Source organism: Haloprofundus marisrubri (genome assembly GCF_001469955.1).
Classification (GTDB): Archaea; Halobacteriota; Halobacteria; order Halobacteriales; family Haloferacaceae; genus Haloprofundus; species Haloprofundus marisrubri.
Genome location: NZ_LOPU01000034.1, coordinates 59,590 through 82,190, shown reverse-complemented (window position 1 = coordinate 82,190; position 22,601 = coordinate 59,590). Strand labels below are relative to the sequence as shown.

Annotated in this window: 26 protein-coding genes; 13 read left to right on the top strand and 13 right to left on the bottom strand. The window is 65.0% G+C overall.

From position 1 onward, the window contains the following. Positions 1–32: 32 nt before the first annotated feature. Positions 33–917, bottom strand: a complete 885-nt coding sequence (gene larE, locus AUR64_RS17395; protein WP_058583236.1) for an ATP-dependent sacrificial sulfur transferase LarE — start codon at positions 915–917, stop codon at positions 33–35. Between the two features lie 132 nt (positions 918–1,049). Here larE and AUR64_RS17390 point away from each other — a divergent pair, with 132 nt between their 5' ends. The 4 genes from AUR64_RS17390 to AUR64_RS17375 all read left to right on the top strand — a co-directional run bounded on the left by AUR64_RS17390 (position 1,050) and on the right by AUR64_RS17375 (position 5,705). Beyond that, the gene (locus tag AUR64_RS17390) at positions 1,050–1,367 is read left to right on the top strand and encodes a hypothetical protein (protein ID WP_058583235.1); all 318 of its coding nucleotides are present in this window, start codon (positions 1,050–1,052) and stop codon (positions 1,365–1,367) included. A gap of 139 nt (positions 1,368–1,506) precedes the next feature. Next, positions 1,507–3,525 carry a MutS-related protein gene (locus tag AUR64_RS17385; RefSeq protein WP_058583234.1) on the top strand — a complete coding sequence of 673 codons (2,019 nt, stop codon included), beginning with the start codon at positions 1,507–1,509 and terminating at the stop codon, positions 3,523–3,525. A gap of 228 nt (positions 3,526–3,753) precedes the next feature. Then, complete coding sequence (locus tag AUR64_RS17380; protein WP_058583233.1) at positions 3,754–4,881, top strand: ORC1-type DNA replication protein; 1,128 nt, start codon at positions 3,754–3,756, stop codon at positions 4,879–4,881. Between the two features lie 203 nt (positions 4,882–5,084). Continuing rightward, entirely contained in the window at positions 5,085–5,705 is a 621-nt protein-coding gene (locus AUR64_RS17375) for a hypothetical protein (protein ID WP_058583232.1), read from the top strand. Positions 5,706–5,728: 23 nt separating this feature from the next. Here AUR64_RS17375 and AUR64_RS17370 read toward each other — a convergent pair whose 3' ends face one another. The 5 genes from AUR64_RS17370 to AUR64_RS17350 all read right to left on the bottom strand — a co-directional run bounded on the left by AUR64_RS17370 (position 5,729) and on the right by AUR64_RS17350 (position 11,404). Further along, positions 5,729–6,454, bottom strand: coding sequence for an SDR family NAD(P)-dependent oxidoreductase (locus tag AUR64_RS17370; RefSeq protein ID WP_058583231.1), 726 nt, complete (start codon positions 6,452–6,454; stop codon positions 5,729–5,731). A gap of 51 nt (positions 6,455–6,505) precedes the next feature. Then, positions 6,506–8,029: an HAD-IIA family hydrolase gene (locus AUR64_RS17365; protein ID WP_058583230.1), complete on the bottom strand. Its 1,524-nt coding sequence runs from the start codon at positions 8,027–8,029 to the stop codon at positions 6,506–6,508. A 105-nt stretch (positions 8,030–8,134) separates the two neighbouring features. Further along, positions 8,135–9,112, bottom strand: coding sequence for a glycerophosphodiester phosphodiesterase (locus AUR64_RS17360; protein WP_058583229.1), 978 nt, complete (start codon positions 9,110–9,112; stop codon positions 8,135–8,137). Positions 9,113–9,281: 169 nt separating this feature from the next. Continuing rightward, entirely contained in the window at positions 9,282–10,613 is a 1,332-nt protein-coding gene (locus AUR64_RS17355; protein WP_058583228.1) for a CDP-glycerol glycerophosphotransferase family protein, read from the bottom strand. Positions 10,614–10,615: 2 nt separating this feature from the next. After that, positions 10,616–11,404: a sugar phosphate isomerase/epimerase family protein gene (locus AUR64_RS17350; protein ID WP_058583227.1), complete on the bottom strand. Its 789-nt coding sequence runs from the start codon at positions 11,402–11,404 to the stop codon at positions 10,616–10,618. A gap of 205 nt (positions 11,405–11,609) precedes the next feature. On the opposite strand from AUR64_RS17350, the gene rpiA reads away from it, so the two are divergent. Continuing rightward, positions 11,610–12,296: a ribose-5-phosphate isomerase RpiA gene (rpiA, locus tag AUR64_RS17345; RefSeq protein ID WP_058583226.1), complete on the top strand. Its 687-nt coding sequence runs from the start codon at positions 11,610–11,612 to the stop codon at positions 12,294–12,296. A gap of 151 nt (positions 12,297–12,447) precedes the next feature. On the opposite strand, the gene AUR64_RS17340 is transcribed toward rpiA, so the two are convergent. Further along, entirely contained in the window at positions 12,448–12,615 is a 168-nt protein-coding gene (locus AUR64_RS17340; protein WP_058583225.1) for a DUF1931 family protein, read from the bottom strand. Between the two features lie 161 nt (positions 12,616–12,776). Here AUR64_RS17340 and larB point away from each other — a divergent pair, with 161 nt between their 5' ends. The 3 genes from larB to AUR64_RS17330 all read left to right on the top strand — a co-directional run bounded on the left by larB (position 12,777) and on the right by AUR64_RS17330 (position 14,171). Next, entirely contained in the window at positions 12,777–13,544 is a 768-nt protein-coding gene (gene larB, locus AUR64_RS17335) for a nickel pincer cofactor biosynthesis protein LarB (RefSeq protein ID WP_058583224.1), read from the top strand. A gap of 144 nt (positions 13,545–13,688) precedes the next feature. Further along, entirely contained in the window at positions 13,689–13,838 is a 150-nt protein-coding gene (locus tag AUR64_RS21445) for a DUF7563 family protein (RefSeq protein ID WP_425490661.1), read from the top strand. Between the two features lie 90 nt (positions 13,839–13,928). Further along, positions 13,929–14,171 (top strand): GIY-YIG nuclease family protein, encoded by a 243-nt coding sequence (locus tag AUR64_RS17330; RefSeq protein ID WP_058583223.1) that lies wholly within the window; start codon positions 13,929–13,931, stop codon positions 14,169–14,171. An 18-nt stretch (positions 14,172–14,189) separates the two neighbouring features. Here the strand turns inward: AUR64_RS17330 and AUR64_RS17325 are convergent, their stop codons facing one another. Further along, complete coding sequence (locus AUR64_RS17325; protein ID WP_058583283.1) at positions 14,190–14,777, bottom strand: NADPH-dependent FMN reductase; 588 nt, start codon at positions 14,775–14,777, stop codon at positions 14,190–14,192. A 154-nt stretch (positions 14,778–14,931) separates the two neighbouring features. Here AUR64_RS17325 and AUR64_RS17320 point away from each other — a divergent pair, with 154 nt between their 5' ends. Beyond that, the gene (locus tag AUR64_RS17320; protein WP_058583222.1) at positions 14,932–16,302 is read left to right on the top strand and encodes a phosphoglucomutase/phosphomannomutase family protein; all 1,371 of its coding nucleotides are present in this window, start codon (positions 14,932–14,934) and stop codon (positions 16,300–16,302) included. 8 nt (positions 16,303–16,310) lie between these two features. Next, positions 16,311–16,802 (top strand): arsenic resistance N-acetyltransferase ArsN2, encoded by a 492-nt coding sequence (arsN2, locus tag AUR64_RS17315; RefSeq protein WP_058583221.1) that lies wholly within the window; start codon positions 16,311–16,313, stop codon positions 16,800–16,802. Here the strand turns inward: arsN2 and AUR64_RS17310 are convergent. The 3 genes from AUR64_RS17310 to samp2 form a co-directional block, all read right to left on the bottom strand. Continuing rightward, positions 16,799–17,188 (bottom strand): GNAT family N-acetyltransferase, encoded by a 390-nt coding sequence (locus tag AUR64_RS17310; RefSeq protein ID WP_240479629.1) that lies wholly within the window; start codon positions 17,186–17,188, stop codon positions 16,799–16,801. The two genes, arsN2 and AUR64_RS17310, sit on opposite strands and share 4 nt — an antisense overlap. Further along, the gene (locus AUR64_RS17305) at positions 17,185–17,670 is read right to left on the bottom strand and encodes a redoxin domain-containing protein (protein ID WP_058583220.1); all 486 of its coding nucleotides are present in this window, start codon (positions 17,668–17,670) and stop codon (positions 17,185–17,187) included. The genes AUR64_RS17310 and AUR64_RS17305 overlap by 4 nt, the downstream gene beginning before the upstream one ends. 166 nt (positions 17,671–17,836) lie before the next feature. Beyond that, positions 17,837–18,043 (bottom strand): ubiquitin-like small modifier protein SAMP2, encoded by a 207-nt coding sequence (gene samp2 / locus AUR64_RS17300; protein WP_058583219.1) that lies wholly within the window; start codon positions 18,041–18,043, stop codon positions 17,837–17,839. Positions 18,044–18,150: 107 nt separating this feature from the next. Here samp2 and AUR64_RS17295 point away from each other — a divergent pair, with 107 nt between their 5' ends. Then, positions 18,151–19,119, top strand: coding sequence for a replication factor C small subunit (locus AUR64_RS17295; RefSeq protein ID WP_058583218.1), 969 nt, complete (start codon positions 18,151–18,153; stop codon positions 19,117–19,119). 344 nt (positions 19,120–19,463) lie between these two features. On the opposite strand, the gene AUR64_RS17290 is transcribed toward AUR64_RS17295, so the two are convergent. Beyond that, complete coding sequence (locus AUR64_RS17290) at positions 19,464–20,408, bottom strand: cation diffusion facilitator family transporter (RefSeq protein ID WP_058583217.1); 945 nt, start codon at positions 20,406–20,408, stop codon at positions 19,464–19,466. A gap of 91 nt (positions 20,409–20,499) precedes the next feature. On the opposite strand from AUR64_RS17290, the gene AUR64_RS17285 reads away from it, so the two are divergent. After that, positions 20,500–21,012: a metallophosphoesterase gene (locus AUR64_RS17285; protein ID WP_058583216.1), complete on the top strand. Its 513-nt coding sequence runs from the start codon at positions 20,500–20,502 to the stop codon at positions 21,010–21,012. Between the two features lie 220 nt (positions 21,013–21,232). Here the strand turns inward: AUR64_RS17285 and AUR64_RS17280 are convergent, their stop codons facing one another. Further along, positions 21,233–22,237, bottom strand: coding sequence for an ArsR/SmtB family transcription factor (locus AUR64_RS17280; protein WP_058583215.1), 1,005 nt, complete (start codon positions 22,235–22,237; stop codon positions 21,233–21,235). A 90-nt stretch (positions 22,238–22,327) separates the two neighbouring features. On the opposite strand from AUR64_RS17280, the gene AUR64_RS17275 reads away from it, so the two are divergent. Then, positions 22,328–22,513 (top strand): DUF7859 family protein, encoded by a 186-nt coding sequence (locus AUR64_RS17275; RefSeq protein WP_058583214.1) that lies wholly within the window; start codon positions 22,328–22,330, stop codon positions 22,511–22,513. The last annotated feature ends 88 nt before the right edge of the window (positions 22,514–22,601 follow it).

Here is a 22,601-nt window from a genome sequence, read left to right as displayed (position 1 = left end):
TTTGCACCGTCTCGCCGGAAAACACCCGAAAATCAGTCGTCTTCGCCGACCGGGTACTCTTGGGCGAACACGTCGGCGACGAGCGGTTCGTCTCCTTCCTCGTCGTACGCTGCATTCGCCGGACTGACGCTCCCGGTGGCGTAGCCGTGCAGGTCGAGCGTCACGTGGTCGAAGCCGACGTCCGAGAGGTGTTCGCGGGCCGCGCGGACGAAGTCGGCGTCGAGCGCACGCTCCATCTCTCCCTCGGCGACTTCGATGCGCGCGAGGCCGTCGTGGTCGCGGACGCGGAACTGCGAGAACCCCCACGTCCGCAGCAGTCGCTCGGCTTTTTCGACGCGCGTCAGCCGTTCTTCGGTCACTTCGAGACCGGTCGGAATCCGCGAAGAGAGACACGCCATCGACGGTTTGTCGGCGACCGAGAGGTCGTAGCGGTCGGCTATCTCTCTGACTTCCGCCTTCGAGATGTCGTGTGCCAGAAGCGGCGAGAACACTTCCAACTCCTCTACGGCGCGGAGTCCGGGTCGGTGTCCCTCGCCGGGGTCGGAGGCGTTCGTCCCGTCGCAGACCGTCGAGATACCGAGTTCGCGCGCCGTCTCGTACATCTTGCCGAGACGCATCGTCCGGCAGTGATAACACCGCTCGCCGTCGTTGGCGACGAAGTCGGGGTTGTCGAGTTCCGAGAAGGAGACGAGTTCGTGGCGGATGCCGATTTCCTCGGCGACACGCGTTGCGTCGTCGAGTTCCTCTGCCGGCAGCGTCTCGCTCTTGGCGGTGCAGGCGACAGCGTCGTCACCGAGTGCTTCCCGCGCGAGGGCGGCGACGACGCTCGAATCGACGCCGCCGGAGAACGCGACGACGACACCGTCGCGCTCTCTGAGGTCGGAGACGACGGCGTCTATCTTCCCTTCGAGGTCCATGCACTGTCGTTGATTGCCGGCGTTCAAAAACGCGTTGTCCACGGCACGCACGGCCGGTGAGCCTTCGGTGTGACAGTTACCAGCCCCAACAAACACTTTGCTCGCAACCGTACTGAGCGTGAGGAAATCGAGATGAAAAAGACACCAGGCGAGGCGGACACGAGCAAGAACCTCGGTGGATTTCCGAACGAACACGACGGTGCGAACTTCGTTGGGACAACGGCCAGAGGGGACCCGATCTACTACAACGAGTCGTCCAAAGAGCAGTACACCGCCGAGATAACCGAGAACACCGACGCGCCACGGTGGACCGACCGCCGTCAACTCGGCGACGACGAGGGACTGGGCGACGTGCTCGACGGCTTCGAGTGGGACGAACTCACCGACTACGCGAAGGAGCATCTCCCAGGAATGAGCGCCGGCGGCGAGTCCCAAAGCGACGGGAACTGACCCATCTTTTCGGCCGACATCGACTACGACCGACTGAGCGTTCCGACCAACCTGTGTGGGTCGCCTCGCCCCGTTTCGTCGCCTCACCTCGCGTCGCTCCGCGAACGTTTTTATCATCCGGCGCGGTAATCGCGGGAGAATGGAGTTCGAGGCCATCCCGGGCGTCGGCGAGAAGACGGCGGCATCGCTCGCCGAACTCGACGACGCCGAACGGGCGCTCAGAGACGGCGACGTGGCGACGCTCTCGCGCGCCCCGGGTATCACTGAGGGACGTGCCGCCGCCATCGCGCGCGCGGCCATCCGCGCCGAACACGGCGACGACGGCGATTTTCTGGCGACCGACCGCGCCCGCGAACTCTACCGCGACGTTCTCGCGTTGCTCAAGGAACGCGCGGTCACCGACTACGCCGAAAAACGGCTGGAGACGCTGTTTCCGACCGCCTCCAAGTCCCGAATCGAGGAAGTGAGAACGTTCGTCGAAGCAGCGCTCGACCGCACGCCCGACCCGGCGGTTCTCGACGCCCTCGGCGACGTCGAGGCGCTGCGCGCGCCCCCGAACCTCCGCGTCCGCGAGCGCTGTCTCGCCACCGTCGACGCCGAGCGCTACGCCGAAGCGAAGGCGACGTTCCCGGAACTGTCGGTCGAAATCGTCGAGGACGCCCACGACCTCGCGGAACTCGCGCGGTCGTACTCGACGGTCGTCGCCCTCGACGAGGCGTTTGCAGGCGTCGACGTCGACGGCGACGTGCGCGTCCGTCCCGACGCCGCCGAACATCCTGAGGAAATCGTCCCCGAGCGTCTTCTCGCGTTCTTCGCCGAGAACCGCGAGCGACTGCTGGCGGCGATAGCCGTCCACGAGGCCGCGACCCTCGACCCGGCGTGTTCGCCCGCCGACCTCCGCGACGCCCTCGAACGCGTCGACGAGAACGGCGAACTCGTCGGCGACGCGGAACTCGACCGCCTCACCGCCGCCGTCGACGACCTCGATGCCGCGGTGTCGACCGCCGAGTCGGCAGCCAACGACCACCTCAGGAAGGCTATCAGCGAGCAGGACGTGACCATCCAAGGCCAAGACTTCCTCTCGCTGGTCGAACAGGGCGCACGCGTCGACAGCCTCCTCTCGCGCGAACTCGCCGACGAGTACGACACGGCCGTCGAGACCGCCCGCGGCCATCTTGCAGAGACGCTCTCGCTGGAGGAAAGCGAGTACGACCTCGCAGAGCGCGTCTTCGGCGGCGACCCGACGTTTCCCGTCGACCACAACGAGGAGGCCGTCTCGCGCCTCCGAACCGAACTGAAAGCCGGTCGGGACCGACGCGCGGCGACGCTGAAAGCGGACCTCGCTGCGGACTTAGGGGCACTCAGAGAACCCGTCGAGACGCTCGTCGCCGACGCACTGGAACTCGACGTCGAACTCGCCGTCTCGCGGTTTTCGCGCGATTTCGACTGCGTGCTCCCGGAGTTTTCTGGCTCTGGCTTCGAGTTCGAGGCGGGTCGGTCGCCGCTGTTGGACGTCTCCTTCGACGAGGTGGACCCCGTCGACTACGGCGTCTCCGGCGTGACGCTTCTCTCCGGTGTCAACAGCGGGGGGAAGACGTCGACGCTCGACTTGGTCGCTGTCGTCGTCATTCTCGGCCAGATGGGGCTACCCGTCCCGGCCGAACGCGCCCGCCTCGAACGCGTCTCGGAACTACACTACTACGCGAAGAGTCAGGGGACCCTCGACGCGGGCGCGTTCGAGAGTACGCTCCGCGACTTCGCCACGCTGACCACGGGTGCGTCGGGCCGTCTCGTCCTCGTCGACGAACTCGAAAGCATCACCGAACCCGGTGCGAGCGCTCGCATCATCGCCGGCATACTCGAAGCGCTCCACGAGCAGGGGACGACCGGCGTGTTCGTCTCGCACCTCGCCGACGAGATACGCGAAACCACCGACTTCGACGTCGCCGTCGACGGTATCGAAGCCGTCGGCCTCGTCGACGGCGAACTCCGGGTAAACCGCTCGCCGGTAAAGGGACATCTCGCGCGTTCGACACCGGAACTCATCGTCGAGAAGTTGGCTGGAGAGGCGCGAGACGACGCCGAACGCGCAAACGGCAGCGGCGACGAAGCGGCGTCGCGTCGCGGGTTCTACGCGCGACTGTTAGAGAAGTTCTGAGAGGTACGTAGGCGCTCATCGTCGACTGAGCGCGAACGCCGTCGTGCATCTCTCCGTAATTTCGTCTCCGCCCGCGCTGGCGGGTCGTGTTTCCACTTCGACTGCACAGTAAACGTTCAGTTTCTTTTAACTGTCGTGGATGCCAGCTGAGGCCGCTCTCCGGTTCAATTTCACTTTCACTCCGGGGGTGGCAAACGGTTAAGTAGCCACCGAAGCGTGGTGAAAGTGATGGCTGACGACCCCGACAGGGGGATGCTCTCGTGGGACGAGACGGTGTTCCGTGACGAACACGTCTTCGAGATAGATTACGTCCCCGAGACGTTCCGCCACCGCGAGAACCAACTGCAGAGTCTGCAGTACGCGCTCCGTCCGGCCGTTCGCGGTGCCCGTCCGCTCAACACGATGGTCCGCGGCCCCCCCGGGACGGGGAAGACGACGGCGGTCCAGAAACTGTTCGGCGAACTCCGCAGTCAGACCGACGTTCGAACGGTTCGGGTCAACTGCCAAGTCGACTCGACGCGCTACGCCGTCTTCTCGCGGCTTTTCGAGAGCATCTTCGAGTACGAACCGCCCTCGTCGGGAATCTCGTTCAAGAAACTGTTTGGACAGATTACCGACCGTCTCGTCGAGGAAGACGACGTGCTCGTCGTCACGCTCGACGACGTGAACTACCTGTTCTACGAGAACGAGGCCTCAGACACGCTCTACTCGCTGCTTCGCGCCCACGAGGCCCACAGCGGCGCGCGCATCGGCGTCATCATCATCTCCTCGGACCTCTCGCTCGATATCATGGACGAACTGGACACGCGCGTCCAGAGCGTCTTCCGGCCCGAAGAGGTGTACTTTCCCGTCTACGACACCGACGAAATCGTCGACATCCTCCGTGAACGCTCCCGTATCGGCTTTCACGACGGCGTTATCGGCGCGCCCGAACTCGACCGGGTTGCCGAACTCACCGCCGAGAGCGGCGACCTGCGCGTCGGTATCGACCTGCTCCGACGAGCGGGACTGAACGCCGAGATGCGCGCCTCCCGAACGGTGACGCTCGAAGACGTCGAACACGCCTACGACAAGTCGAAGTACGTCCACCTTTCGCGGAGTCTGCGCGGCCTCTCGGACTCCGAACGCGCGCTCGTCGAAGTGCTCGCCGACCACACCGGCGAACAGGCCGGTGAGGTGTTCGAGGCGTTCCACGCCAACACGGGACTCGGCTACACGCGCTACTCGGAGATAATCAACAAACTCGACCAACTCGGCGTCATCGAAGCCGATTACGCCAACATCGAAGGGCGAGGACGCTCGCGGACGTTGACGCTCTCGTACGACCCCGACGCAGTGTTAGACCGTCTCAACTGACTACTGTACTGGCCGTTCGAGAGGCGACCGTCGATTACGATGTCCACGCCACTGCTCGGCCGAGCCTTCTACTTCATCATGTATTGAGTGTCTTCTGACGTGTCATGCTGCTCGCAATTGCTATCTTCTCACCTCACCTGTAGTCTCAGTAGCTCCGAGGAGACGCGGTTCGCTTCGACTCCGCGGAACTGAATGTGATAGATATGAATCAGTACGAAGACACTCGACGCGTCGGTGACGACTCTTCCCGGCGCTGGATTCGAATGAGCGGCATCGCCGCTAGCGTTGCTGGCGTCATCTTCGCGGCGGTCGGTGCCGCGTTGCTCACGCTACTCAATCCGGCGGAGTTCGAAGTCGTCGGACCGTTCGGCATCGTTGCGAGCATCGTACTCGCAGCGGCGCTCGTCCCGCTGTACGCCAGCGAACGACAGTGGTTCGGCCGACTCGCCAAAGCCGGCTTCGGACTGCTCGCGGTCGGGTCGGCGGTCGCCGCGGTTGCACTCCCAATCGCGGACTACTGGATTGGCATCGCGTTTCTCGCGTACTTGGCGGGTTTGCTGGTCCTCTTCGTCGGCGCTATCGTCTACGGCGTTGCGATGCTTCGTGCCGACGCACCACCTCGAACCGCCGCGTGGCTTCTCATCGCGGCGCTCCCAATCGGACTTCCGGGCGCTATCGCCATCATGCAACTCACCGCCGGAGAGGTGCTCGACCCGTGGGGTGGTTCGATGATACTGTACGGTCTCGCGTGGGTGTTCCTCGGCCGTCACCTCTGGACGACGACCGAGCGGACCGTGGCGACCCCTGCGGATACGGGCGCGTAGAGCGGACGTGCGGCTTGTTCTCGTCAGAACTTCTCGACGTGCGGCCGCAGGTCGAGTTCGAGCGTCCACGCGCTCTCGTCCTGTTCGACGAGATGCCAGTAGCTGTCGGCGATAGCGTCCGGGTCGAGATACTCCTCGGGGTTCTCTACCGTTCGATTCGGCGGTGATATTCCGCCGTCGACGACGACGTGGGCGACGTGAATTCCTTTCGGCCCCAACTCCCGAGCCATCGACTGCGCCATTCCGCGGGCGGCGAACTTCGCCGCCGAGAACGCGAGCGCACCGTCACGACCCCGAATCGCCGACGTGGCCCCGGTGAAGATGACCGTTCCGCCGGTGTCACCGTCGTCGTTGTCGTTGTCGTTACCGAGCATATCGCCTACGGCTTCCTGCGAACACAGGAACGCACCACGAGCGCCCACGTCGAGCGCCCGGTCGAACTCCTCCTGCGAGAGGTCGGTGAGTCCCTTCCACGACCCGCCACTGGCGTGGTTGACGAGCACGTCGACGGGACCGAACGCGTCTCGAACGGCCTCGAACCCCGATTCGATGGCATCGGGGTCCGTGAGGTCCGTCGGGACCGCCAGTGCCTCGCCTGCGCTGTCTTCGTCGAGTTCTGCGGCGAGTTCGTCGATGTACGACTCGCTTCGGGCGAACAGCGCGACTCGACAGCCTTCGATAGCGAAGCGTCTGGCGACCGACGCGCCGAGACCGGGACCGACGCCGGCGACGACGACAGTTCGTGACATACCGAGCGTACGAACCCGACGCCCAAAGCGTTGAGGTCGGTGTTGGGCGTCTCAGATATTCTCCGAGAGCGTCGCTATCGACGGCGCGACCAGCGACGGCACGATGTCGCTGGCCTCGACGTCGGCGCGGTTGGCGTCCCCGGTGAGCACGCAGACGGACTCACAGCCGAGGCGGTCGGCCATCCGGAGTTCGGTCTCGAGACGGTCACCGACGACGACCACATCCTCTGGTTCGTAGCCGTACTCCTCCATCGTCGGCAGGAGCATCTCCGGGTTGGGTTTGCCGAAAACGTGCGCCGGGGGCCGGCCGACGGCCGTCTCCACCAGTGCGCCGATGGAGCCACAGTCGGGAATCGGCCCCTCGTCGGTCGGGCAGACCGCGTCCGGATGCGCGAGAACGAACTCGGCCCCGTCGTGGATGGCGAGCGTCGCGCGGCGGACTTTCTCGTAGCTGAGTTCGGTGTCGAAGCCGACGACGACGTGCGTCGGGTCGTCGGATTCGACGGCGAACCCCCGCTCACGAATCGCGTCGCGCATCGCCTCGGTGCCGACGACGAACGTCTCGTCGGTGCCGACCGATTCGAGATAGGAGATGACGCCGTCCGTCGAGAGGATAATCGACTCCGGCGTCGCCGAGATGCCGAGGTTCCGGAGTTTTTCGGCGTAGCCGGGTTTCCACCGCGAGGAGTTGTTCGACAGAAAGAACACGTCGACGCCCGCCTCTCGGAGTCCGGTGACGACTTCAGACGCACCGGCGATGAGTTCGTCGCCGAGATAGACGGTGCCGTCGAGGTCGAAGAAGACCGCCTGCTTTTCGGCGAGCGACCCCAGCGAGGCGAACGTTCGGTCGGCGACCGTGAGGTCGTCGAGGTTGTCGATTTCGACCCAGCGCGCGCCGGCGATGTCGACGGGGTCAACGTCGAAGCGGCCGCTTTTGAGCAGACGGTCGATGGCGAGTTCGGTCCACCCGCCGTACTCGCCGTGGCGTTCGACGCTTCGCTCGATTTCGTCGAACAGCGCCGCCGAGAACAGTCCGGAGAACCGGTAGACGTCGATGGAGACGGCGTGTGCCTCCGAATCCGTATACTCCTTCGAGATACTGGAGATGCAGTCGTGGTCGTCGGCGGTCACCTTCATCGCCTCCTCGGAGAACAGCGAGGTGTCGCAGGCGATGGCGCTGTCGGCGTCGGCGTCGGCCAACTGCTCGACGACCTCGGGGTCGAACACGACATCGCCGTTGCTCAAAAAGAACGGTTCGCCGTCGAGAAGCGGTTCGACCAGCGACAACGAGTACATGTTGTCGGTGTTGGCGTACACCTCGTTTTCGACGACGGTAACGGAGAAATCCTCGTACTCGTCGGCGACTCCCTCGGCCAACGCCCGCGTCTTCTCCGCCAGATAGCCGGCGACGACGACGGCTTCGTCGAGGCCCGCTTCGGCGTACGCCCGGAGTTGGTACGTCAGAATCGGCGTGCCGTCGACGGTGACGCAACACTTCGGCTTGCGGAGCGTTATCGGCCGAAGTCGAGACCCGATGCCCGCGGCGAGAATAACTGCCGTGTTCGGATATGTCATTCCTGATGTGTACCACACCTGGGACAATAAGTGAGGATTAACAAGTAACGGAATTAAGTCGCAGAGAGTAAGTCGTCAACGCCTGACGTACGTGGGGCCGGACAGTTACTGCGGCGGTACGTCCGGGGATTGCAGCGACGGCTTCGACGGCTTCGACGACTCCGGTGGATTCGACGACTCCGACGAGTTCGTGTCGGCCGCGACGTCCCGGTTCGACCCGTACTGTAGCAGGTTCGGGTAGTCGGCGATGATGCCGTCGATGCCTGCCCGGCGGAGTTGGTTGGCCTGATACCAACTTTCGACGGTCCACGCGTTGACGCGGCGACCCTCCTCGTGGGCGACGTCGAGGATATCGATGGGGTCGAACGGACCAGCGTGGTACTCCTCGTTGAACAGTTCGGTGCCGTAGACCATGTTCCACGGGACGTGGAGCACCTCGCAGTCGTGTCGTCGGGCGGTTCGGAGGCCTGCCTCGATATCGTCCCAGAACACGTTGGCGATGGGGACCGTCGCGTCGAACTGCCGCGCGGCGGCGAGTGCACCCTCGTGAAACGAGGAGACGAGCACCTCGTGGGGATGTCTGTCCAACTCCGAGAGGGTGCGTTCGACGAACGGCCGCCACACTGCGCGTCGCTCGACGAGTTCGTCGTGGTCGTCGAGCGGTCCGTAGCGCACGTCGTCGACGCCGGGATTTTTGAACTCGACGTTGAGTTCGACGTCGACCGGTATCATCTCCAGTATCTCGGCGAGAAGCGGCACCGACTCGCCGGTGCCGAGGACGTCGAGTCCTCGAAGCGTCTCGTACGGTGTCTCCCACACTTTCCGGTCGGCCAGTTTCTCGGGTGCGTTCGTCAGTCGCCCGAGGTCGGTGTCGTGAAACACGACGACTTCCCCCGTCGCCGTCGGCATCACGTCGAGTTCGACCACGTCGGCCTGCGGTGTCGTCGCCCCGTCGGTGCCGACGGCGCGGCCGAACGCCGCCCGGGTGTTCTCGGGGTAGACGCCCGCGAACCCGCGGTGGGCGATGAGCGACACGTCCGTCTCCGTCTCGGTCGTCTGTTCGTGCCCTGCTAGCTGTGCCATGCGTTCGTGTTCGAAGGGTGTACCGTCACGTACATCAAACTATCTCCGTTCGTGTACATACCTCTCATAGTTGACTATATCTCTCCGGAGCGGTCCGCCCGTCACTGCCCTCCGTAGCGGTTCACACCCCAGTTCCTGCGCACGCCGTTCTTTACTTTTCGGTCGACTGTCAGCCACGTCGTTCGCTCACCGCCCGGTAGACGGCGTCGGCGTATCCGCCGCTATCGCCGTCGAAGAACCGTTCGCGGACGGTGCGCCGCGCCGCCGCGAACTCGTCGTCGTCGTCGCCGTCGAGCGCTGTCTCGAGTGCCGCGAGCACCCCGTCGAACTCGTGGGCGACCGGTCCGGGCGTCACCTCGTCGTAGTCGTAGTAGAACCCGCGTTCGGCGCGGTACGCCGCCAAATCGTACGCGTAGCAGACGACCGGTCTGTCGAGGAGCAGATAGTCGAACAGCACCGACGAGTAGTCCGTTATCAGGCCATCTGTCGCCGCGAGCAGCGGATACACGTCGACGCTCGGCGGGAGTTCGACGAGGTGTTCGAACGCCGAGAGGTCGGTGTCCAGTTCCTCTTTCGGGTGGAGTTTGACGACGAGGTAGGCGTCGCGTTCGGCGAACAGTTCCTCTAGTGCCGCGAAGTCGACGTGGTTCGGGGCACGTGCCGCCGGATTCTCGCGGAACGTCGGCATGTAGAGCCACACGTCGTGGTCGGCGGCGAGTCGCTCTACGCGCCTGAGTTCCGTCTCGTCGGTGCAGAGCGTCGCACCCGGTATCTCCTCGAAGAACACGTCAGTCCGTGGGTAGCCCGTCTCCGCGAAGTGGTCGTCCCCGAGACCGAAGCCCGTTCGGAACGACTCGCGCGCGCCCGAACCAGTGAGCGTGACGAGGTCGTACTGGTCGTACAGGTAGCGCGAGAGCGCCCGCACCGGTCGGGGACGCTCGGCGAGTTCGGCGTCCCACGAGACGTGTTTCAGCGGAACACCGTGCCACAGCATCACGAGCGTCGCCCCGCCGACGGCGAAGCGGTTCACGTCTTTGAGATTGTGCGTCAGAAACACCGTTCCCGCGCGGAGTTGCAACCAGATGCCGCGCGGCGAAAACGCGTGGTACGCCTCGTAGCCGTGTGTCTGGAGTTCGCGGACGATGTCTCTGTTCTTCGTCACCCAGACTGGCCGTATGTCGGTCCTGTCGGCGGCGACGGAGAGATACAGATACTTCGAGTTCTCTCCGAAGTCGCTGCCGCCGCGCGCGCCGAACACCCACAGCGAGTCGTCGCGGCCGATTCGTCGGGTGACCGCCCCGACGACGAAGACCGAAACAGCTTCGAAAAACAGCGAGACGTAGTAGAGCGACTGTCCGAGTCGGGTTCGTCCCTCCTTTCGATGCTGTGGCTCCCCTCGTTCCTCTCGTTCGCCGTCTCGGCTTTCGCTCTCTTCTTCGTCGCCGACGTTCCCGTCGCGTCCGCCCGTCACCTCACCGAGCGGCGACACCTCGTCCCACATTCTCAGGCGAGTACCTCGTCGAGTTTCCGCTTGCTGAGTTCGAGATAGTCGGCGTCGAACGTGTACACTTCCGCGGAGACGGTGCCGTTCCAGTTCTCACGAAGCGGTGCGAGAATCGTCTCGAACTCCGTCGTCCCCGACCCGGTCGGGACGTGTTCGTCCATCGCGCCGCGGGCGTCGTTGACGTGAACGTGCGAGACGCGGTCACGGTGGTCGTCGAGAAACGCCGCCGACGCCTCGGCGTCCATCCCGTCGACGCGGGCGTGACCGGTGTCGAACGTCATCGAGGCGTCTGTCTCCGCGAAAACACGGTCGAACTCGTGGACGGTGAAAGACACCCCTGGGAGGTTCTCGACGCAGACTTCGACACCGACCGCTCGGCCGTGGTCGTCCAACTGCCGTATCGCGTCGAGCATCCGCGGATGGGTCGTCTCGGCGTCCCACTCGGGGTACGTCGCGTGCGTGCTCGCGTGGAGGACGGCTTTCTCTGCGTCTAGCTCCGCGGCGGTGTCGAGACACGCACGATGTTCGTCGAGGGCCGCGTCCCGAACGCCGTCACGTGGCGTCCCGAGGTCCAAGTCGACGAACGGGAGGTGGACGAGCAAATCCAAGCCCGCCTCGGCGACGTCGGCCGTGAATTTCTCCCGGTCGAGTTCGGTTCGCGCCGTGGCTCCGTCCATGTACAGTTCGAGGAAGTCGAAGCCGAACGCGTTGGCCTGTTCGACGGCGTCGGATGCTGTCACGTCGCCGGTGTGTGTCTGGGTGACGAATCCGCTCCTGATGTCGGTCATTGGCTATCCACCCGTGGTTTCGTGTGCGACTATATAGGTCAGGCGGTTGATAAATCGTCGGCGACGCTGACTGACTCCACGGACGGAATCTCCGTCCGGACACATTCACACGAGGAGACGACTCTCGCTGTCGACAAGGCTCGGGGTATCGTTCGAGAGCGCGGAACCCCGGAGCGTTTTTGTCGCCGTCGCCGAAGCCACTGGTATGAAGACGACCGGCGGCAGCGACGACGCGAAACGACGCGCGGGCGAGAGTGCGGCCGGCCTCGTTTTAGACGGGATGGTCGTCGGACTCGGCACCGGAAGCACGGCGGCACACGCGATTCGAGCGCTCGGTCGAAAAGTCGACGCCGGACTCGACGTGCGCGGTGTGCCGACGTCGTTCGCGTCGCGGCAACTCGCCCGCGACGCCGGCATCCCGCTCACGACGCTCGACGAAGTCGACGCCGTCGACATCGCCATCGACGGCGCCGACCAAGTGGCGGAGTTCGACCTCGTGAAAGGCGGTGGCGCGGCCCACGCCCGCGAGAAAGTGGTCGACGCGTTCGCCGACCGGTTCGTCGTCGTCGCCGACCCCTCGAAGGTCGCCGAGACGCTGTCGCACCCGGTTCCTGTCGAACTGCTCCCGGACGCACGCTCCACCGTCGCCGCGGCCGTCGGCGACGCCGGCGGTGCTCCGACGCTCCGAGAGGCCGAGTGCAAAGACGGCCCCGTCGTCACCGACAACGGCAACTTCGTATTGGACTGCGAGTTCGGCGACATAACCGACACGACGGCGCTCTCGCGGACGCTCTCGTCGATACCCGGCGTCGTCGAACACGGTCTGTTCGTCGGCCTCGCCGACGAGATTCACGTCGGAACCGACGACGGCGTCGATGTTCGGACGCGATAGCTCGGGTGGCGTTTTTCCGTTCCGCTGTTGCTGGTTCGGCCGCTCTCGGTCCGGTCGCTCTCAGTGTGGTTAGTTTCTAGTCACCGTTTCAACGGCGAGCGCCGCCGCTATCCGATGTGAGCGCCAAAAAATGGTGGGCTAGTCGCCGGACTTAGAGGTCGCGCGGCTGGACCGTCTTTCGGTCGTTTGCCTCGGCGCGACGGGCGGCGTCGTCGAGAAGCTCTTTGACTTCCTCGTCGAGCGCGTCGTAGAAGTCCGATGCGACGTTTTTGTCATCGAGCGCTTCCTTAACAGCTGCCTTGACGATAAGGTCTGCCATGCAAGCGTGGCTACCGGGGCCTTATTAATAAGATTTCCCAAATCGTGCCGTCAGACCCCCTCGCGGTCGTTCGCGCCCAAATCCGCCGTTGGATTTAAGTACTACGGGGTCGATGGGCCGGAAACGACAGTTACGAGTGCCCTGCGGGCGGAGCGTCGGCTATGCGAGACATTCTGGAGTCGGTCGCCGCGGGTGAGCTCTCACCGGCGGCCGCCGAAGCCCGGTTGGCGGGCTACGCCAGCACCGACGCCGGGCGGTTCGACGCCGCCCGCGAGGACCGACGCGGCATCCCCGAAGCGATTCTCGCGGATGGAAAAACGCCCGACGAGACGGCATCACTCGTGCTCACCGCCGTCGAGACGACGGGCCGAGCGCTCGTCACCCGCGCCGACGAGGCGACGGTCGAAGCGGTCCGCACGCGCGTTGACGCGGCGGTCGCCGACGCAACTGTCGACACCGACGAACGCGCACGAACCCTCGTCGCGCGCGCGCCGCACCACGAACCGCCGTCGCTCGACGCGAGAGTGGCCGTCGTCACCGCCGGCACTTCCGACGCTGCTGCGGCGGGCGAGGCGACAGCGGTACTCAGAGAGATGGGGGCGACAATCGACCGTATCGACGACGTGGGCGTTGCCAACATCAACCGCGTCCTCGACCAACGGGAGGCACTCCGTGCGGCCGACGTGCTCATCGTCGCCGCCGGACGCGAAGGAGCGCTGCCGACCGTCGTCGCCGGGATGGTCGACGCTCCCGTCATTGCTCTCCCCGTCTCGGTCGGCTACGGCTACGGCGGCGAGGGCGACGCGGCGCTTGCAGGCATGCTCCAGTCGTGTTCGGTGCTGTCTGTGGTCAACGTCGACGCCGGGTTCGTCGCGGGCGCGCAGGCCGGACTCGTCGCACAGGCTATCGACGCGGCCCGCCGAACGTAACCGTTCGGACGGTCGAAATTATTCGTAGACGGAACGCTCTGGCGGCGTTTCGGTCTCTCGTTCGGTGCGTCCGCACAACACCTTCATGTGGCTCGGTCTCGTACTACGAGATACCGGCTGACTGGTGGATGCCGGACCCGAACAATGCCAACCTGCGACCACTGCGGGTCGCACGTCTCCGAACGTTTCGCGAGGGTGTTTGCCGACGAGTACGGGCGTCTCATGGCCTGTCCAGCTTGCTCGGCGAACGCCGGTATCGCGGAAGTCGCACGACATCGCGCCCGCAATGCGTAACCACTGTCGGGTAACGAATCGATAACCACCACGCGAAGCCTTCTCCGACGAACCGACGCCGTTTAGCGCCGCGGCTCTCTGTCTCGACTCGTGCACTACGTCTACGTCGTCGAGTGCGCCGACGGCAGTCTCTACACCGGCTACACGACGGACGTGCAGCGACGCGTCGCCGAGCACAACGCCGGCGACGGCGCGAAGTACACCCGCGGGCGGACGCCCGTCGAACTCGTCCACTCGGAGACGTACGAATCCAAGTCGGCGGCGATGAGCCGCGAGTACGCCATCAAACAGCTCTCGCGGCGACAGAAAGAGCGACTCGTCGACGACGAGTAACGGACCTAAGTGGTCGGTCTACTCACTGGCGAACGGACTGTTTCCGGCACTCAGTTGCGTCGCGTGTTCGGCCACCGTTCGCCCGAGTTTCTCGATACGCTGTTCGATGTCCTCGTCGACGAGTTCGTACGCCGGTTGCCCGTTCGTCGCGGGTTCGCTTCGGTCTTCGAACTTCTCGTAGGCCTTGCGGATGCCGACCTGATTCGGGACGACGTAGCCGTGGACACCGCGAACCGTGCTTCGCATGTGTTCGAGCGTGCTGCCGTAGGAGCCACCGCCGGCCGTCGCCAAGAGGCCGACGACGGTGTCCTCGTACTCCTCGAACGAGCAGTAGTCGTGGAAACTACGAAACGTAGACGAGTACGACCCGTGGTAGACGGGCGACCCGAGAAGCACACCGTCGGCCTCGCGCATCCGGCGCATGAGGTCGGCGGACTCGCCTTGCTCGTCCTCGTCGGGGTGATACAGCGGGAGGTCGACCGCACCGAGGTCGATGAGGTCGGTGTCGACGCCGACGTCGGCGGCGGCGTTCAGAGCGTACTTCAGTGCCTCGCGGGTGTAGCTTCCGTCGCGGCGACTCCCGGACACTGCAACGACGCGTGTCATTGCTTGCAGTTCGGCTCCGACGCTCAAAAGGCCGTTGAACGGGCGCTCGTCTCTCTCGCTCGCTGACACCCCGATAGCTGGTCTTGACCGCTCTCGGCCGGTATCGATTCGAATCTGCAGGTGGTTTTTTGGCCGCCCCCGGGGACGTAGCGGTATGGACGCAATCTCATTCGGCACCGACGGGTGGCGAGCGACGCTCGACACGTTCACCGACGACCGAGTCCGCATCGTCGGACAGGCCGTCGCCGACTATCTCCGCGACGAGGGGTACGACGACCCCGTCGCCGTCGGCTACGACGCCCGCGAGTCCTCGCCGGGGTTCGCCGAGAGTCTCGCCGAAGTGCTCGCCGACAACGGCTTCGACGTACTCCTGCCCGAACGCGACTGCCCGACGCCCGTTCTCGCGTGGAACATCGTCTCCCGCGGCCTCTCGGGCGCACTGATGGTGACGGCGTCACACAACCCGCCGGAGTACAACGGCGTGAAGTTCATCCCCGACGACGGCGCGCCCGCGTTGCCCGAGGTGACCGAAGCCGTCGAAGAACGACTCGCCGAACCGCGTGACCCTGTCGACGACCGCGGCGACGTGACGCGCGTCGACTTCGTCTCCGACCACGCCGACCACGCGCGCGAACTCGTCGAAGCCGACCTCACCGGGACGAAAATCGTCTACGACGCCATGCACGGCAGCGGTCGTGGCGTCACCGACGCACTGCTCGAATCGGTCGGCGCAGAGGTAATCCGCCTCCGCTGTGACGACGACCCGACGTTCGGCGGCGAATCGCCGGAACCGAGCGAGGAACTCCTCGATGACCTCGTTTCGGCAGTCTCCGAACACGACGCGGCGCTCGGCGTCGCCAACGACGGCGACGCCGACCGCCTCGCCGTCGTCACGCCCGAACGCGGCTTCCTCGACGAGAACCTCTTTTTCGCGGCGCTGTACGATGCGCTGTTAGAGGAGGATTCCGGGCCGGCGGTTCGGACGGTGTCGACGACGTTCCTCATCGACCGCATCGCCGAGGCTCACGGTGAGGAAGTCGTCGAGACGGCGGTCGGCTTCAAATGGGTCGCGCAAGCGATGGGCGAACACGACGCGCTCGTCGGCGGCGAGGAGTCGGGTGGCTTCAGCGTCCGCGGCCACATCCGTGAGAAAGACGGCGTCCTGATTTCGCTTCTTGCTGCTGCTGTCGCCGCCGAGGAGTCGTTCGACTCGCGCGTCGACCGTCTCGAAGCCGAACACGGCGAGATTCACGCGAACAAGGTGAGCGTCGACTGCCCCGACTCGGAGAAACAGCGCGTCCTGAACGACCTCTCCGACGAGATTCCCGACGAAGTCGCGGGCCGCGAGGTGGCGAACGTCGTCACGCTCGACGGGTTCAAACTGCTGCTCGAAGATGGGTCGTGGCTGCTCGTTCGTCCCTCGGGAACGGAACCGAAGATGCGCGTCTACGCCGAATCCGACAGCGCCGACAACGTCGCCGAACTGCTCGGCGAAGGTCGCCAACTCGTCGGCTCGTTCGTCTGAAGCGAGCGATGTCTCGGACCCGCACGATTCGGCCGGCCTCGAAGTCTGACCTCGACGCTGTCGCGTCGTTACTCCGACGGACCGGCCTCCCGGCCGACGACGTTCCGACTGCGCCCGCGCAGTTCTTCGTCGCTATCGCCGCCGACGACCCTGAGCCCGTGGGTGCCAGCGGAGTCGAACTACACGGAGACGCCGCGCTCCTCCGCTCGGTAGCCGTCACCGAGAGTGCCCGCGGGTCGGGACACGGGCGGGCGCTCACGGCTGCCGCCGCCGAACACGCGGCAACAGAGGGAGTCGAGACGCTGTATCTTCTGACCGAGACTGCGTCGGACTACTTCGAGTCGCTCGGGTTCGAACACTGTGAGCGCAGCGATGCACCTGAGGCGATACGAGAGACGACCCAGTTCGCCGAACTCTGTCCTGCGTCGGCCGTCTGTCTGTGCGCACCGACCGTGACGGTCCTGGAAGCCGCCCGCGAAGACGGTCGGAGCAATAGCTAATCGCGCACCCGTTTTTCGCCCCACAACCGTCCGTCTCGCTCGCGTATCTCGAACTCCAACGACTCGTAGAACTCGCGCACCTGCGGGTCGAACTCGGCGGTGAGGCGGCCGGTTCGCTCCAGCGCCCGACGGACGAGCGCCGCCCCAACGCCGCTGTTTCGATGCTGTCGCCGAACTGCGACGGCTTCGACGTGGTCACCATCGCGGACGAGCGCGCCGACGACGTGGCCGCCTCGCTCGGCGACGAGTACCGAGTCGGTGCCGAGTCGGTGTTGGATTTTCTCGGCGTCGATTTCGAGCACCGCTCCGTCGAGCACGCGCATCACGTCGACGAATTCGTCGGTTGTGGCGGCTCTAATCGCAAAATCCTGCTCGTCGCCGCTCACAGGCGGTCGAGTTCGGTGAGCAGGTCGTCGACGGTCGGTCGGTCCCACGGGGAGGTGCCGCGGTGGACGTAACTGCGTCTGGGTCGGCCGTCACCTAGGTCGACGATAACCGTACTCGGCATCCGACCCAGATAATCGTGGAAGCGGCCAACCGCGCCGAATCGGACGCGCTGGCCGAGTCTGTCTCCGACCTGACTTCCCTCGTCGGCGACCAGCGGGAACGACGCGCCGTCTCGAAGCCAGTCGCGGGCGCGCCCGGGTGACTCCGGAAGCACCGAAACGACCTCCGCACCGCGCTCTCTGAACTCGCCGTAGCGCTCCGTGACAGCTTTCACTTGGCGGCGGCAGTTGCCGCAGTGAAAGTCGCGTTGAAGCAGGATAACCACCGCTTCGTTCGTCTCGGCGAGTCCGCCGAGCGTGAGCGGGTCCGGACCGGGACCGACGTTCGGCAGTTCGAAGTCGAGGTCCGCGCTGGCACTCATACCTGCTAGTCCGACGAGAAGCGCGAAAAGTCTGGGGGCGGAATCGTCCGTGTCCGTCGATCCGAGTCAAACGTATTCGGGGTTTCTCGGACTCAGCGCTGTCGATATCACGACATCGGTGCATCGTTCCTCCTGTTACCGCGTCGTACCGACCTCCTGTGTCGCGTTACGTTCGGCCGCCTTTGATGAGTCGAAGCACCTTCACCCGGTCGGCTTCGACGGGTTGGTCCTCGGGCACCGGTCGACCGTCGACCAGCACCGACACCTCGTGGGGGCTGAGGTCGACCGCCGAAACCAAGTCGGCGTACGTCGCGTCGTCGTCGACGGCGACCTCGTGACGCTCCTCACCGACGACCTCTACGCTCACGTCCATATCCGCGATGGGTCCCGGGTCGGTTTCAGCGTTTCCGTCCGCCGCCTTCGACGAAACTGCGCCGTCGTCTCGGGGAGTTTATGGGGCGACCGACTCCTCTCTAAGGTATGAGTGAGGCCGAGGGTACGCCGGGCCGCGAAATCTGGATAGAGAAGTACCGCCCGCAGACGCTCGACGAGGTGGTCGGACAGGACCGTATCGTCGAACGCCTCCAGAGCTACATCGAACAGCGCGACCTACCGCACCTGCTGTTCGCGGGACCGGCCGGCGTCGGCAAGACCACCTGCGCCACCGCTATCGCCCGCGAAGTGTACGGCGACGACTGGCGGGGCAACTTCCTCGAACTCAACGCCTCCGACGAACGCGGCATCGACGTCGTCCGCGACCGAATCAAGAACTTCGCACGCGCCTCCTTCGGCGGCCACGACTACCGCATCATCTTTCTCGACGAGGCCGACTCGCTGACGAACGACGCCCAGTCCGCCCTGCGCCGGACGATGGAGCAGTTCGCCGACAACACGCGCTTCATCCTCTCGTGTAACTACTCCTCGAAGATTATCGACCCCATTCAGTCCCGATGTGCGGTGTTCCGGTTCTCGCCGTTGGGCGACGCCGCCGTCGACGAGACGGTTCGCCACATCGCCGACGAGGAGGGTATCGACCTGAGCGACGACGGCGCGGAGGCGCTGGTGTACGCGGCCAACGGCGACATGCGCCGCGGCATCAACTCGCTGCAGGCGGCGGCGACGACCGGCGAACAAGTTGACGAGGAAGCCGTCTACGCCATCACCTCCACCGCCCGCCCCGAGGACATCGAGGAGATGGTGACGCGAGCGCTCGACGGCGACTTCGCGGCCGCCCGCTCGAAACTCGACCACCTCCTCACCGACGTCGGGATGGCCGGCGGCGACATCATCGACCAACTGCATCGCTCCGTCTGGGAGTTCGACCTCGACGACCGTGCGGCGGTTCGCCTCATGGAGCGTATCGGCGAGGCTGACTTCCGTATCACCGAGGGTGCGAACGAACAGGTGCAGTTGGAGGCGCTGCTCGCGTCGCTGGCGCTCGACGACTGACGACTCTCCGCGATTCAGACTCCGCGCGTCTCGACATCGACCGCCTCAGGTGAGTGTACGTGTGGACACGTCTCGACACGTTGTACGACCCCGAGTCGCGTCGTCTGCGCGACGACACATCTCGAAACATGAGAACGTCAGCAGAATTTATATATCAATCCGTTCTATCCGGAAACGGGGTGGTGTCGATAAATCGGACACCGACGCCTCGGTGCGACTGTTGTCGTACCAAGTGCGTTTTTCAGTAACTCAGTTCCGTGAACCGACGGTGTGTTTCGATTTCTGTCAGTTCGACGTACGCCGGCGGTGCAGTTTGGTCCTCGCCCGATTCTGAATTCCGTGGCTCAGGCCTCCGGTTCGATGTTGACGATGGAGACACGGCTGTCTGCCTGTTTGAGTTTCGACTTTAGCTGGGCGATGTCGGTGTCGATGTCGCCGGTGACGAGTTCCCCGTCGAACCGGACTTCGGTGTTGATGAGCGCTTCGCCCGACCCGACGTACATCGAGCGGAAACTGTCGATACCGGTCACGCCGGGATGGTCGGCGACGATGCTGCGGAGTTTCTGTTCGATATCCGCCGGCAGACTCTCGCCGATGAGTAGACGCTTGTTCTCCCACGCCAGCGCGATGGCGAAGCCCATCAGCAGGAACCCGATGACGAGCGACGCGACGGCGTCGTAGATGGGCGCGCCGAGGAAGAACGACAGGAGGACGCCGACGAGCGCGATAGCCGCACCGCCGAGTGCGATAGCGTCCTCGGTGAACGCCGTGAGCGTGGTCACGTCGCTCGTCTTCCGGAACGCCTCGGGGATGCCGCTCCAGTTGAACTCACGAATCTGTCGCTGGAGTTCCTCGTTGGCCTTCACGAACGCGTACGTCTCGAAGCCGATTGCGCCGACGAGAACGACGACGTTCACCCAGACGGAGTTGAAGTTGAATCCGAGGAACTCGATTACCTGATATCCAGCCCCGTGGCCGGGGTGCATAATCGCCTCGTAGCCGTGTTTGGCGCTCTCCCAGCCGGCGATACCGAACAGCATCACCGCGACGAGGAAACTGTAGAAGAACTGTGATTTCCCGTATCCGAATGGGTGTTCTCTGTCCGGTTTCTTCCCGCTGTACCGGATACCGACCAACAAGAACACCTGGTTGCCGGTGTCGGAGATGGAGTGATACGTCTCGGAGAGCATCGACGGACTCCCCGTCAGTAGATACCCGAGGAACTTCATCACCGCGATAGCGCCGTTGGCGATGAGCGCGGCGATGACGACTGACTTGCTTCCTGCCATGGCCGACCGGTCACAGCGCTAACTGATAGCCGTTCCCCCACGGGTCGATTCGGCGGGGTAGTTTCAGTATCCGCGGGTTCCTACACCGACTGTGCTCACCGTCGTCTCCGACACACACGGAACCGAATCGCACCGGTTGCGAGGTAGAACGCTACAGGCCGTCCGCGACGCCGAGATGGTCGTCCACGCCGGCGACTTCATGACCGAGACGGTACTCGACGCGTTCGTCGACGAATCAGACACGTTTCGCGGCGTCTACGGCAACAACGACGACGCCGGCATCCGCGAACGACTCCCCGGCGCTCGGACCGTCGAGTACGGCGGGGTTCGCTTCGCCGTCACACACACGCGTCGCGGCGGCGACACGGCGCTCACCTTGTTCGGCCGCGAACGCGACGCCGACGCGGTCATCTTCGGTCACAGTCACAGGCCGGGATTCGACGCGACCGGTCCGCTGGCGCTTTTGAACCCCGGCAGCCACGCCGAACCGCGCGGCTACGGTCTCGCACACGCGGAGTTGGAAGCCGACGGCGACGGACTCAGCGGACGGCTCTGTACGCCCGACGGCGACGTGTTCGAGACGTTCAGAATCGACCCGCGGTAGCGGTCGCTCGTGGGCTTGGGGTGAGAGGGAGGAGGGGCGAGTGGAGGGCCGGGAGGGAGTTGGAGGGCCGTGAACCACCTCGTCGGCCCGTCAGTCAGCACGTCGAGTTCGACGCCGAGGGAGGCGGCGTCGGTCACGGTGGGCCGAAGCGAGGCGGTTGCACGCTTATCTATAGGCCCCGGTGTCAAATACGCGTCGTAAGGTCAAACGCTCGTTTTACCTATCGCTGCGAACGGACGTACAGCGCGACCAGAAGCACCGCGACACCGCCGAGGAAGAACAGAAACCCCGGTGAGGCGGCGAGTACGTCGACGAGCGACTGTCCGCCGGCGTCGGCGACGCCGCCCGAAACTTCGGTCGCGGTGTCGAGCGCCGACTGCGGTGTCACTGTACCCCCGCCGTCGGGCGTCGCCGTCTCCGCGAGCGTCTCGGTCACGGTGTCGGCCTGTTCTCCGCCCGTCTCCGCCGGCGTCTCCGTTGCGACCGGCGTCTCCGTTGCGACCGGCGTCTCCGTCGCTGCCGCGGTCTCCGTTGCTGCTGTACTCTCTTCGACCGGCGTCCCGGTCGCCTGTGCGCCCGGTGTCGTCGCGTCCGCGGTTCCGGTCGGGTCCGAGATGGTGCTCTCGTTGCTGTCGGAGTTCACGTCGTACCCGCCGGCGTCGCCGTCGTCACTGCCAGCACCGCCCGCACCGGTCGCACTGCCGCCGTCGGCTGACCCGGCAGTGGCTTCGCCGCTTTGGTCCTGCGGACCACCCGACGACCCGAAGGCGAACGGCGTGAAATCGGCTGTCGGGCCGCCGAGAAGTCGGTCGATGACGAGGCTGGCGACGCCGAGTACGCCGACGCCGCCGACGAGTCGAGAGAGCATCGCCCGGAGGCCGCTCGTCTCCTCCTCGCGGCCGGCGACGACGACGAGCGCCCGGTCGGAGGGGCCGTACACCTTCATCTCGCGGCCTTTCTCGGAGTAGGCGGTGCCGACGACTTCGACGATACCGGCGTCTTCGAGGTTTCCGAGGTGATACTGGACGTTCTGTAAGGAGGTATCGACGCGGTCGGCGAGTTCGGCGGGCGTCGTCGGTTCCTCGTGGAGCGTTGCGAGAATGCGTCGGGCGGTCCGAGACGACAGCGCCGAGAGCAACTCGTCGGCGGCGTCGCTGTCGAGTCCGATGACGCGCGGGTCGCCGGGGTCGTCGGTCGGTGGGCTGGAGGGCAACAGACCGGCCATCTCTCCCCGATTCCGAGGCGGCACACAAGAGCGTTCCCCTCACTCCACGCGTGCGAAACGGCTATAGGCCCGCCGCGGCGAGTGGTCGCTATGTCTGAATCGTCGCCCGTCGTCGCCCAAGGCTCTATCGTCGACACCGTCGTCGAGGCGCTGGGTAACGACCCGGTGTTCGTCGGCCTCATCCTCGCGATGCTGTTGTTCGTCTTCTTCGCGTATCTGTTCGTCCGCCGGACGGTCACCGGACTCCAGCAAGGCTACGACGAGGGTCGTCGCTGACGCCGGTCGTCGGCACTGACTCGCGCACTCGCCCGGTAACGGCCGAATCGGCGACGACGAAATCGGTGACGACCGACGCCGTCGAAAC